The organism is Ruegeria sp. YTSA064 (assembly GCF_059610325.1).
The window spans coordinates 84,824-97,526 of record NZ_JBXWNK010000006.1 but is presented as its reverse complement, the minus strand read 5'-3'; the positions used below and the strand labels follow the sequence as shown (position 1 = coordinate 97,526).

Sequence of the window (12,703 nt, the reverse complement as noted above, 5' to 3'; positions counted from 1 at the left end):
CAATCCAGCTTTTTGGCCACCACGTAAAGACACTCTCGGTTTGAGATCACGGTCCCGTTACCTGCGGCGCAAACAAGAACAGGGCGCGAAAACGCGCCCTGATCAACATCCAAATGGATGATCTAGTTCATCTCGAAGTATTTGATCTTCGGTGAATCTTCCGGTTCAACGATGGTGCCAACACCCGATTTCATACCCCAGTTCAATACCTGGTGGTGGATCGGGATATACAGCTGCTCGTCCTGAACAACTTGCCAGATGTCTCCGATCTGCTGATCGCGCGCGGGTAGATCGGTTTCCGAGGCCAGGGCTACGATCTTGGCATCCAAATCAGGGTTGGAGTACCGCGTGCCATTCCAAGAGCCATACTTCTCACCCTTCGAATGCACCAAGAAGTTGAAGATGTATTCCGAGTCATATGTCGGAACACCCCAACCCAGCATGTAGAAGTCTGTCTCCAGATTGTTGATCAGCGGGAAGTGCTGGGCCTTCGGTTTGGCGTCCAGGTTCACGGTGACCCCGATCTGGGCCAGCATGCCAACCGCCGCCTGACAGATTGCCTCATCATTGATGTAGCGATCATTCGGGCAGTTCAGGGTCAGCGAGAATCCATCAGGATAGCCCGCTTCGGCCATCAACGCCTTGGCCCCTTCGATATCAGTTGACGAAGACGCGTCCATATCTGCGTCCCAACCATTCACAAACGGAGGTGAGATCATGCCTGCAGGAGCAGACTGGCCACGCATCACGACCTGTTTAATCGCATCACGATTGATCGCTTTCGACATCGCCTGACGAACTCGGACATCAGCCAGCGGATTTTTACCATCCACATTGTCCGAGGTCAGATCGGCGTCACCCATGTTCATACCAAAGAAGATCACCCGGTTCTGTGGTGCTGTCCGTACATCCAGCCCATCAGTTCCGGCGACACGCTCAAGATCCTGCACCGGCACGTCCTGAATGAAATCCACTTCACCCGACAACAAGGCGGCGACGCGTGTCGCGGCGTTCTGGATTGGGGTGTAGACGATCTCGGTCACTTGAAGCGGGAATTCATCCTTGCCCCAGTAGTTCTCGTTGGCAGTCAGTACGGTTTTCACGTCCGGTTCGCGGCTGACCAGCTTGTAAGGTCCGGTGCCATTGGCGTTCTTAGCTGCAAAGGTGTCCTCACCGCCTTCATAGTCCTGCACCTTGACGGCATTGTTTGCCTCAGCCCAATCCTTGTCCATCATGAACATGTTGGTCAGGTTGTTGGGCATGATCGGGTTTGGGCCATCAGTTTCGATTTCAACCGTGAACTTGTCGGGTGCACGCACCTCTTTCACCGAGGCAAGCAGTTCCTTGTAATCGGAATCCGGCGTCATGGCGCGGTTCAGCGAGAATACAACGTCATCGCTGTCAAACTCGGCCCCATCGTGAAACGTGACGCCTTCGCGCAGTTTAAATACCCAGACGTTTGGGTTGTCTTCGGACGGCGCCCATTCAGTTGCCAGAGAGGGTACTAGTGCACCGGAATGATCACGCATCACCAGAGTTTCCATGATCTGGTGCGCCATGGCCGAAGTTGGACCCTCGTTCTGCGCGTGCGGGTCCAACGTCAGTGCATCACCGGCACGCGCCCAACGCAGCGTTTCCGCCGAAGCACCCGCCGCGATCATCGCTGTTGCGCTGGCGGCAAGCATCAGAGTTTTGAATGACATAAGTCGTCTCCCCATTTTTTGTTGTGACCGCATTTTCATGCGGTTGGCCGAATTTGTCGGCCATCATGGATCAGCATCATCCAGATCATCGCCCGAGTTGCAACACCCGAATGTTAGCCCCCCGTTTTGTCCTCGGCTCTGCCGGGGATCAGGTGACTGGTATGCCGTGAGGAACACGCCGCCTAGTTGCCTTGTGCAGGGGCCGCAACCTAGCGTTTGTTGAAGGCGTCTCTGAGGGCGTCACCAAAAGCACCGTTCTGGGTGCTCTGGCCCCCATGTCCGCGCCGCTGTTCCCCCGGCTTGACTGGTCGCGCGGGTTTGCCCTTGCCACGAAGCGCATTGTCCTCACGGGCAGAAGCTCCACCATCCTTGCGCATGGTCAACCCAATGCGTTTACGAGGTACGTCGACGTCAACCACCCTGACTTTGACAACCTGCCCTGTCTTAACCACTTCATGCGGATCTTTTACGAACCGATCGGCCAGTTGGCTGACATGAACCAACCCGTCCTGATGCACACCGATGTCAACAAATGCGCCGAAGGCGGCCACATTGGTAACGGTACCTTCTAAAACCATGCCAGGTTTCAGGTCTGTGATCTCTTCAACACCATCGGTAAAGGATGCGGATTTGAAACTTGGCCGGGGGTCTCGGCCTGGCTTTTCAAGTTCGGTGAATATGTCTCGCACCGTGGGTAAACCGAAATTGTCGTTCACAAACTGTTCGGCGCGCAGGCCTTTCAAGGCACCGTCGTGCCCCATGATATGGCGAATATCGCGCCCGCAGGCCGCTACCACCCGACGGGCGACATCATAGGCTTCGGGGTGAACCGAAGACGCATCCAAAGGTTCTGATCCATCCCGGATACGCAAGAATCCTGCACATTGCTCGAAGGCACGCGGGCCAAGGCGGGCCACCTTCAACAAATCCTGACGAGACGCGAAGGCACCGTGGATATCCCGATGGCTTACGATCGCATCAGCCAAACCCGGGCCAAGACCTGAGACATGTGAGAGAAGCGGTGCCGATGCAGTGTTTAGGTTTACACCTACAGCGTTCACTACATCTTCGATCACCGATTCCAGCGATTGCGACAAACGGTGCTGATCGACATCATGCTGGTACTGACCAACGCCAATGCTTTTTGGCTCAATCTTGACCAGTTCGGCCAGCGGGTCTTGCAGGCGGCGTGCGATCGAAACCGCCCCACGCAGCGAAACGTCAAGATCAGGAAATTCACGCGCAGCAATTTCGGAGGCGGAGTAGACTGAAGCTCCGGCTTCGGACACAACGACCTTGGTGGGCGCTTTAACCGTGTTGGGCAGCAGCGACAGCGTGTCTACCACCAAACGTTCGGTCTCACGGCTGGCTGTGCCGTTGCCAATGGCAATAAGCTCGATCTTATGGGTGGCGATGAGGTTCAGGATCGCAGCCTGCGCACCTCGCAGGTCGTTCTTGGGCTGAAAAGGATAGAGTGTATCCGTTGCAACCGCCTTGCCGGTTGCATCCACTACGGCTGCCTTGACCCCAGTGCGTATGCCGGGATCCAACCCCAGCGTCGGGCGTGCACCTGCCGGAGCTGCAAACAACAGGTCTTTGAGGTTGCGCGAAAACACCTGGATTGCCTCGTCCTGCGCGCGGCTGCGCAGGTCAGCCATCAACTCGACCATCATCGACAGCGACAGCTTGACCCGCCATGTCCAGCCCGCGACTTTACGCAGCCACTTGTCACCGGGTGCATCGCTTCGTGTGTTCAGATGTGCCGCCACCATGGCCTCGGCCCGTGCAGTCCCCGCCTCGGGTTCCGGTGCAATATCGAGCGTTACGATACCTTCCTTTGAGGCACGCAACATTGCGAGCGCCCGATGCGATGGGGTCTTGGACCAAAGCTCCGTGTGATCGAAGTAATCACTGAACTTGGCACCCTCCTGTTCTTTTCCCTCGACAACTTTCGCACTCAGAAGCGCTTCGCATTGCATGAAGTTGCGCAGTTCTCCCAACAGTACAGCGTTCTCGGTCAGTCGTTCCGTGATGATGTCTCGTGCGCCATTCAGGGCGTCTCTGGCCGTGGGAATGACCTCATTCAGATACTTCTCGGCCAAGCTCTCTGGCTCCGCTAAACGGTCAGTCAGAATGGCATCGGCCAGCGGTTCCAAGCCATTCTCACGGGCAATCATCGCCTTGGTCCGACGCTTGGGCTTGTAGGGCAGATAAATGTCTTCCAGTTGCGCCTTGGTCTCGGCCCGGACAATCGATTTCACCAATTTATCCGTCAGTTTCCCCTGATCTTTGATCGAGGCCAGAATCGTCTCGCGTCGGGCCTCAAGCTCGCGCAGATAGGTTAGGCGGTCGGACAGTGTGCGCAGTTGTGTATCGTCCAAGCCACCCGTCACTTCCTTCCGATAGCGGGCGACAAAAGGCACGGTCGCACCTTCGTCCAACAATCGAACGGCGGCCCCAACTTGTTCCGGACGTGCGTTGATTTCGGTGGCGATAGTGCGGGCGATACGGTCCAAAGGGGCCTCCTGACTTACGGTTGGAAAACCGTCTTAGCCAGCTAAAGGTGCAAGGGAAAGAGACCTTGATCTGGGAAAAAACGTCTCTGCACAAAATCTGCACGACCGCTGCGCGGTGATCTGCACCCAAACGGGCCAAATAGGGCCAGCATAAACAAGGAGCAGTAATATGGGACAGTTCATCGTACGCGGTGTTCCTGCGTCGGTTTTACAGGATAGTTGGTGGCTTGACGCCCCTGACAAGAATCCGAGCAAAGAAGATGGCACAACGGGACCAAGTAATCGCGATGCCACCGTCGGATTGGTCATTCTGGTTGCACTAGCAGATGTATTGTTTTTCGAACATGTGCCCGGCATTTCTTTAGCGGCCTATGCGCTCGCGGTTGCCGGAGTTGTTTGGGTATTGCTGGACCGCCGTGCTGGTATGACGGGACCGGCGGTGCTTTTGGTCCTCAGCATATTGCCGGTCGTGGAATATGTTCAGGCCTTGTCCTTGGCCTTCTTTTTCGGCGGATCGACCGTTGCGTTATGTTGGGCCGTGTCAGGGCAATGTCAGGGGACATCGGTGCGCCGGTTTCTGTCCCAATATCCCTTGCTATCGATCAGACAAGGAATTGAAGCGGCTCAACACAGTCATTCTGTATCTAAGGACCAAAGGATAGCGCATCGCATTTTGCGTGAGTGGAGCTTCCCTGTTGGTGGGGCATTGGTTCTGACCTCTCTGATAATATCAGCCAATCCAGTCTTATCGGAATGGAGTGATCGGATATGGCATTTTGATCTGCGCTTCGATCGGCTGTTGTTTTGGTTCGGAGTCGCAATACTCATTTGGCCGGTCCTCGCGATTGTCCGACAACCAGAATTGCTATCCCCGCGGTTAGGACCCAAGCAGAGGCGTGGCTTTCCAGCGTTTGGCGTGAACGCACAGTCTGTTGCCAACGCACTGATCACATTCAACATGCTTCTGGCGATCCAAACCGGTATGGATGTCGTGTATCTGTGGGGTAGCGCGGAACTTCCCAAAGGGATGAGCTATGCGGAATATGCGCATCGCGGCGCATATCCGTTGCTGGCAACGGCCTTACTTGCAGGTGCGTTTGCGCTGGTTGCACGGCCTTTTTTGAACGAGCGGTCAGGGCTGACAAGATGGATGATGTTATGGCTTGCGCAGAACGTGCTGCTGGTGATCTCTTCCATGATGCGCTTGTCGCTATATGTGGAATCCTACGGGTTGACCTAACTACGGGTTCACGCTGCGATGTGGATGGTGCTTGTTGTGGTGGGATTGAGCCTGACCGGATGGCAAATTCTGAAAGGCAAATCGAACCGGTGGCTATTGGTCCGATCAACAGCTTTGGGGATTATCGTGCTCTATGCGTGCTGTTTTGTAAATTTCGCCGCATTGATTGCCCGCTGGAATATTGAGCATCCGGTTCGGTTTGATTTCTACTACGCATGCCAGCTCAATCAGATGGCTGCGGCCGAATTGATGAAAGACAGCCGACTGCGGGATTGCGCAACCCCTCCGGTCATCGACAATTGGAGGAATTGGGGCTTTCGCGCAGATCGAGTGATCCGTAATCTGAACGCGGAACCATTGCCGGAGAAGGTTGATGAAAATCCTCGTCGTGGATGATGATCCGCGCTTGCGCGAGTTGGTTTCGATCACGCTCGAGCGGGCAGGCTATCAGACGGTCACAGCGCGCGACGGTCAGATGGCGCTGACCCATGCGATACGGGAATCGCCAGATCTGATCGTGCTGGACGTCGGCTTGCCCGAGCTTGACGGACTTGAGGTCTGTCGTCGCCTGCGGGCGCGTTCTGACGTACCGATCCTGTTCCTGACCGCACGCGATGATGAGATAGACCGAATTTTGGGTCTTGAACTGGGGGCCGACGACTACGTCACCAAACCTTTCAGCCCGCGCGAACTGGTTGCGCGGATCAAAGCCATCCTCAAACGCAGTACCGCAGAAGGCTCGACCACGATTCTTCGGCATGGCCCTGTAGAGTTGGATGTTCCCGGCCATTCGGTTTGGATTGATGGATCTATGCTCGCGTTGACCGCAACCGAGTTGTCAATCCTGCGCCGATTGATGCAAACACCCGAGGCTATAGTCTCGCGCCCTCAATTGATCGATGCTATCTATGGCGCAGGTAGCGCCGTAGCCGACCGCACACTGGACAGTCATCTAAGGAATCTTCGCCGCAAGCTTGGGGATCAAGGCTGGATCGGGGCCATCGAGACCGTGCACGGAATCGGGTTACGGATGGGCACATGGCCGGGTTGAGGCGCAAGTGGCGTCCTTCATTGGGATTTGTTCTTGGCGGAGGTCTCACGGGTACGCTCGTTTTGTCTCTGCTCGGTCTGATCGCTTTGCGCTACCTTGGACCTGAAATCGGGTTTCGCAGTGCTGCAGGTCTTCTGGCGGTCCTGATCGGCTGCGCGACCGGAGTGCTTGGGTATCTTATGGTCCGGCTATTACTCCGACCGATTTCGGCGCTCGCTTCTTATTCAAGCGCGGTGGAACAGGGTCAGCCCGCCGAGCCACCCGATCACTTTGGAACGCAGGAGCTGTCTCGCCTCGCCGGTTCAGTGCTGAGTATGGCAGATACTTTACAACGGCGCGAAGCTTCGATCCGTGTGTTCGCAGATCACGTCATACATGAGCTGAAAACCCCGGTTACAGCAATCCGCGCTGCAGGAGAGTTATTGACGGAGGCCGATGCACTTACAGATCAGGATCGCACATTGTTACACCAGATACTGGGCGCAAGCGATCAAATGCAAATGCAGCTTGCCGCCTTGAATCGTGTTGCCCAGGCAAGGGTGCCTGAACACCATGGAACATCCACGATCGCTGGACTTGCCCACAAAATGCGTACGTCATTTCCCGAACTGGATATCAGCGTTGAAGGGTGCGAGCGGACCCTTCCTCTTGCCTCTTCTGGCCTGTGGATTGTGTTGAACCAACTGTTAGACAATGCCCGCCGACACGGGGCAGGGCGGGTGGCCCTGACGGCGGAAGCCGAACGGTTGATAATTCAGGATGATGGACCTGGCATATCCGATTGGAACCGGGATCATATCTTCAATCCGTTCTTCACCACAGCCCGCGAACGGGGAGGGACCGGTATGGGATTGACTATCGTCGCTAATCTGATGAACGCGCATGGCGGGCATATTGCGCTGATCCCTTCCGATAGAGGTACGCAGTTTGAAATCCGTTTCCCGGATGAGTGAAAAATAGGCATCAGCAAAAGGTATTAAGGCCCGTGTCAATTTGCGCCTCTGTATTCGATTGATCCTAAGCCAATCCTCATTTATTGGAGGCCCTGTCAAATCAGAGTCACCCGTGGGGCCGTCGTGTCCCGTTACGGCTCGGTGCCAAAACTACAGCGGCACATACTCTTGGATCGCACGCCCCTGAAAGGCTTAAAAAAGGTAAGGGAATATGGCAGAAAAATCGAACTTCGACGTATTGTATACCATTGTAGACGAAGCGCCTGAACTGGCGAGCGCCTCGTTCCTGCCCATCATCCGCAAGTTTGCATCAGCCGCTGGTGTCAGCGTCGGCACCAAAGACATTTCGCTTGCCGGGCGTATTATCGCGACCTTCCCCGAGAACCTGACAGACGAACAACGCATCACTGATGACCTAGCTGCATTGGGCGAGTTGGTGAAAACTCCAGATGCAAATGTGATCAAACTGCCGAACATCTCGGCCTCGGTACCGCAATTGGTGGCTGCCATCGAAGAGCTGCAGTCGCAGGGCTACAACATTCCAAACTATCCTGAAGAGCCTTCGACAGATGAAGAAAAGGCAATCCGCGCGCGGTATGACGCCATCAAAGGATCAGCTGTGAACCCTGTGCTACGGGAAGGCAACAGCGACCGCCGTGCTGCACGTGCCGTAAAGAATTATGCTCAGAAAAACCCGCATTCGATGGGGGAATGGAGCGCTGACAGCAAGACCAAAGTTTCGTCGATGTCAGGCAACGACTTTTACGCCAACGAGAAATCGGCAACTATCACGGCAACCCAGGCTGGCGATGCAAAGATTGAATTCGTCGGTAAAGACGGCGGGGTAACAGTTCTGAAAGACGGATGGCCGCTGGCTGAAGGTACCGTGGCGGATGCTACTTTTATGTCGGTCAAGGCTCTGTCCTCCTTCCTTGCAGATGCCATCGAAGACACCAAGAAAGACGGCACCATGTTCTCGCTGCACATGAAGGCGACAATGATGAAGGTCAGTGACCCAATCATCTTTGGTTATGCTGTCAAAGCCTGGCTGGCGCCAGTATTCGAGAAATTCGGCGCAGAATTGGATGCGTTAGGCGTAAATCCGAACTCAGGGCTCGGTGATCTGCTTGAACGGGTTCAGGGCAACGCAGAAATCGTCGCCGCAATCGACGCGATCAAAGGAGATCGCCCCTCGATGTACATGGTGGACTCTGATCGCGGCATCACCAACCTGCACGTCCCGTCAGATGTGATCATTGACGCATCGATGCCCGCCGTGATCCGCGCAGGCGGCAAAGGTTGGGACGAAACGGGTGCAAAGGGCGATACCAACTGCGTGATCCCTGACCGTTGCTATGCACCGGTGTATGATGAGGCGATCAACTTTTTTAAAACCTATGGTGCGCTGAATCCAGCCACCGCTGGCGCCGTCGCCAACGTTGGATTGATGGCGCAAAAGGCCGAGGAATACGGATCGCACCCGACGACGTTCGAAGCGCCTGCTGACGGAACCATCCGTATCGTGCTGGCCAATGGCGAAACGCTGCATGAGCATGCCGTTGAAAAGGGTGACATCTGGCGCGCCTGTACCGTCAAGAAAGCTCCGATCGAGAACTGGATCCAACTGGCGATGGACCGTCAGCGCCTGACTGGTTCCGAGGCGATCTTCTGGCTAGATGCCATCCGTGCCCATGACGCCGAGCTGATCAAATATGTCAAACCCGCGCTTGAGGCTGCGGGTGTGGCGGACAAATTCCTCATCATGGCCCCGCGCGAAGCGACCCGCCAGTCGCTGGAGACCATCACGGCAGGCAAGGACAGCATCGCCATCACCGGTAATGTGTTGCGGGACTACCTGACCGATCTGTTTCCGATCCTCGAACTGGGCACATCGGCCAAAATGCTGTCGATTGTTAAATTGATGAATGGCGGTGGTTTGTTTGAGACCGGCGCGGGCGGTTCGGCTCCGAAGCACGTGCAGCAGTTGGTTGAAGAAAACCACTTGCGCTGGGACTCCATGGGTGAGTTCTGTGCACTCGGAGAGTCTCTGAACTTCCTGGCAGACAGTAAGGGCAACACCAAAGCAGGCGTGTTGGGTGCGGCTGCCGAAGCGGCGACACAGGGTATTCTGGACAACAACAAGTCGCCCAGTCGTAAGGTTGGTCAACCGGACAACCGCGATAGCCACTATTGGTTCGCCCGCTACTGGGCCGATGCTCTGGCTGCGCAATCCGATGATGCTGATCTTGCCGCCGAGTTTGGACCGCTTGCAAAAGAGCTGGCATACAAGGAAGAACAGATTCTGGCAGAGCTGGCAGCGGCCCAAGGCGCTCCTGCGGATTTGGGTGGCTATTATCACACCGATCCCGCCAAAGCGGCAGCCGTGATGCGGCCAAGTGCGACGTTGAACGCGCTTATTGACTAAGCGCGGTTCAGGTACCGATGCCCAAAAAATCTACCGGCCCCATTGTGGGCCGGTTTTTTGTTTCCAGAATAAGAAAAGGGCCGACCCCCATAGCCAACCCTTTTCTGAGTGAGTGGTGGGGCTATCGCCTCACCGGTGCAGTTGAGTTAATCCTACGCTTATTACTCGCACTGAATATTGGGGGATTCCCGTAGGAAGCTGCTTTTTATTAGCAAAAAGTGTTTTTTGTTAGCATTATGTCTGCGTTTTAAGCCCAATACACTGTTTTCGAGCCGTGATTCTTCGCCTTGTGGTTCTTGCGCTCTACTACTCTCTTTCGTCAGTAATGACCTGATAAAAAAAAGGCCGGTCAGAAGACCGGCCCAAAAATGGTCGTATCGACCGAGGGATTAGTTGGATGCCGCGTTAAGCTTTTCGTTCTGTTCGCGCAGCGTGTCCGAGATAATCGCATACCATTCGCCGGATTCACGCATCTCAATCAGACCCTTGTTCATCATCGCTATGTATTCGCGTGCGAACGGGTTGGTGCGATGTGCGAGGAAGCTCATCGACGACAGAGTGGATACATACGGGTTTTCAACGATGTCAGCCGAAGTCAAACCCATGTCTTTCATTGTCGATGCGAACAGGTCGACCTCGAACGCGGCCACATCTGCGGTTCCGGTCAATACCGCATCAAGGCAATCTCGGGCCGAATTGGGCTGAACAACCGTTGTATTCTCGCGGTTCAGACCTTGTTCTTCCAGTACAACCATGCTCCAGCCTGCCATACGGCAAATGGTTGATCCCTCAAGGTCTGAGAAATCCGTTGCCTTTGCGTACTCGCTTTCAGGCAAAGTGAAGAAGCCGCCGACGATGTCATACACCGGAACAGAAGCGACAAATTGGGTGCAGCGGGCTTCGGTCTCTGCAGACCACTCATAAGAGCGGTTGGTACAATCCGGTACAGTCCACGCGATCGAAATATCAAACGCACCCAATGGCAACAGTGTGTCCAGATGCGAACTCCAGTCATCTACAAAGCTGACCGAGAAGTCGCGGCTGTTGCCTGCACGCTGGAGGCTTGTTGTAGCTAGTCGGGTCATGATGCCGCCGCCGCTCAGGTCTTCTGTTGTGAACGGTTCCCAACCGTTGCCTGCGACCATCTTGATCGGCGGTGCATAGACGTTCGAGCGTTTGACACTCGCTGCACGCTTTTCTTCAGCAGCAATCAGTTCTTGCGCGCTCTGGCCGTTTGGCAGGCTGCCATCCTCACAGGGCAAAGCCAGAACCAAGCCATTTTCAAGCGAACCTGGATTGGTGATCGCGTTGCGGTTCGCGTTGAATATCGGCTGATAGTTCGAGGTGCCATAGGCGGCGATGGCAATGGTTGCCAGTGTGTCACCATCCTGAACGGTATAGTTAGAGCAGGCCTCTTGTGCGGCAGCTGCGCCTGCGCTCAGGGCGGTGAGGGCTGTTGCCGACAGTACTGCTTTCTTCAGTTTCTTGTTAAACATGTCCACTTCCTCCAGACTTTTGTTTTGTCAGGCCTTCGGGGGCCCTAGCCATTTTCCATTTGATAGCGCAGTGCGGTTGATACGATGTCGCGCCACTCGCCAGATTGCTGCATGATCGCCAGACCCTGGTTGAGCGTCTCAAGGACGGCTTCCCCATCTGGATTATCTTTGTGGGTCATGACGTTAAGCGACTTGATTGCCGCCAGATTGGGGTTTTCGATGATCTGATGCTCATAGCCGAGCCGTCCAATTGCCTCGACCGCCAAGTGGGCTTCGATTGCGACAATATCGGCGGTGCCATCCATGACTGCATGGAAACAATCATCCGGCGATACTGGCCGCATCAGGGTGATTGCCGGCTCATAGAGACCGACCGCATCCATATGTGACAGCGACCAGCCTTCTGGCCGACAGATCGTGGCGCCAGCGAAATCCGAATAGGTCAAAGTCTGTTCGTAACCCGACCCGCCCTTCGCAAAGAAGGTATCTACAACTTCGTAGAATGGGTTCGAGAAGTTATAGGTTTCGCACCGAGTACGGTCCTTTTCAGACAGACCATCCGCTGCGTCGCAATTTGGACGCGACCAAGGGAATGTGGCATCAAAGGCGAGGGTTGGCATCAGAAGATCGAGATGCGAAGACCAGTCATTCACGAACTGAATTTTATACGGCTGTTCGGGCGCGGCTCGCAGCATCGCTGTTTCCACGAGGTTTGTATAAAGCCCACGATTTGGTAAAGCCTCGTCCGTGAACGGAGCATAGTTGCCACCTGTGATCATCAAGATCTGACGGTCACGAACTTCCGGGCGCTCGCCACCTTTTGCGTCTCGGATCAGCGCTGCACCTTCGGCACGAGCGGCTTCGATTTCTTCCAAAGCTGCCGCTTTTGCAGCAACTACCGCATCTTCGCTTGCTTTTTGCGCTTCTGCCTCAGCAGCAGCCACGCGTGCCTCTGCCGCGGCAATGGCTTTTTCGGCACGCTCTTCCGCTGCTTTGACTAATTCCGCCGCCATTTCCGCCGCTATACGACCAGCCTCGGTATCAGGAACCAGAGCTTCACGCCCCAAATCCTCCAGACAAGGAAATGTCAAAATATCTCCAACACGAATGATATTTGGGTTCGAGCCAATTACATCGCGGTTTGCATCGTATATTGACCGATAGTCTTCGGTCGCATACACCGCGATCGCCAGCTCCCGTAGGCTATCGCCGCGTTGGATCTCGTAGGTTGAACACGCCTCTTGCGCTGAAGCCGTCCCTGTTGCGGCTGCTAGAGCGAGGCCGGATATGATAAGATGGTTTCTCATTTTTTCCTGTTT

Annotated in this window: 7 protein-coding genes and 1 pseudogene; 4 read left to right on the top strand and 4 right to left on the bottom strand. The window is 55.2% G+C overall.

Annotated elements, in window-relative coordinates:
- Positions 1–122 precede the first annotated feature (122 nt).
- Both AC2FI7_RS10635 and AC2FI7_RS10630 read right to left on the bottom strand, forming a co-directional pair.
- Positions 123–1,703 (bottom strand): ABC transporter substrate-binding protein, encoded by a 1,581-nt coding sequence (locus tag AC2FI7_RS10635; protein ID WP_010441423.1) that lies wholly within the window; start codon positions 1,701–1,703, stop codon positions 123–125.
- A gap of 209 nt (positions 1,704–1,912) precedes the next feature.
- Complete coding sequence (locus AC2FI7_RS10630; RefSeq protein ID WP_260026816.1) at positions 1,913–4,219, bottom strand: Tex family protein; 2,307 nt, start codon at positions 4,217–4,219, stop codon at positions 1,913–1,915.
- Positions 4,220–4,388: 169 nt separating this feature from the next.
- Between AC2FI7_RS10630 and AC2FI7_RS10625 the strand changes: the two are divergent.
- The 4 genes and pseudogenes from AC2FI7_RS10625 to AC2FI7_RS10610 all read left to right on the top strand — a co-directional run bounded on the left by AC2FI7_RS10625 (position 4,389) and on the right by AC2FI7_RS10610 (position 9,888).
- Positions 4,389–5,855 (top strand): annotated as a pseudogene (locus tag AC2FI7_RS10625) (DUF4153 domain-containing protein).
- Positions 5,833–6,510, top strand: a complete 678-nt coding sequence (locus tag AC2FI7_RS10620; protein ID WP_496816132.1) for a response regulator transcription factor — start codon at positions 5,833–5,835, stop codon at positions 6,508–6,510. The pseudogene AC2FI7_RS10625 and the gene AC2FI7_RS10620 overlap by 23 nt, the downstream one beginning before the upstream one ends.
- Positions 6,498–7,463: a sensor histidine kinase gene (locus AC2FI7_RS10615; protein ID WP_010441417.1), complete on the top strand. Its 966-nt coding sequence runs from the start codon at positions 6,498–6,500 to the stop codon at positions 7,461–7,463. Before AC2FI7_RS10620 ends, AC2FI7_RS10615 begins: the two co-directional genes overlap by 13 nt.
- A gap of 211 nt (positions 7,464–7,674) precedes the next feature.
- Positions 7,675–9,888, top strand: coding sequence for an NADP-dependent isocitrate dehydrogenase (locus AC2FI7_RS10610; RefSeq protein WP_010441415.1), 2,214 nt, complete (start codon positions 7,675–7,677; stop codon positions 9,886–9,888).
- Positions 9,889–10,277: 389 nt separating this feature from the next.
- On the opposite strand, the gene AC2FI7_RS10605 is transcribed toward AC2FI7_RS10610, so the two are convergent.
- Together AC2FI7_RS10605 and AC2FI7_RS10600 are read right to left on the bottom strand one after the other, a co-directional pair.
- Complete coding sequence (locus tag AC2FI7_RS10605) at positions 10,278–11,384, bottom strand: transporter substrate-binding domain-containing protein (RefSeq protein ID WP_010441413.1); 1,107 nt, start codon at positions 11,382–11,384, stop codon at positions 10,278–10,280.
- Between the two features lie 44 nt (positions 11,385–11,428).
- On the bottom strand, positions 11,429–12,691 hold the full coding sequence (locus tag AC2FI7_RS10600; RefSeq protein ID WP_010441411.1) for a transporter substrate-binding domain-containing protein: 1,263 nt from the start codon (positions 12,689–12,691) through the stop codon (positions 11,429–11,431).
- Between the last annotated feature and the right edge of the window lie 12 nt (positions 12,692–12,703).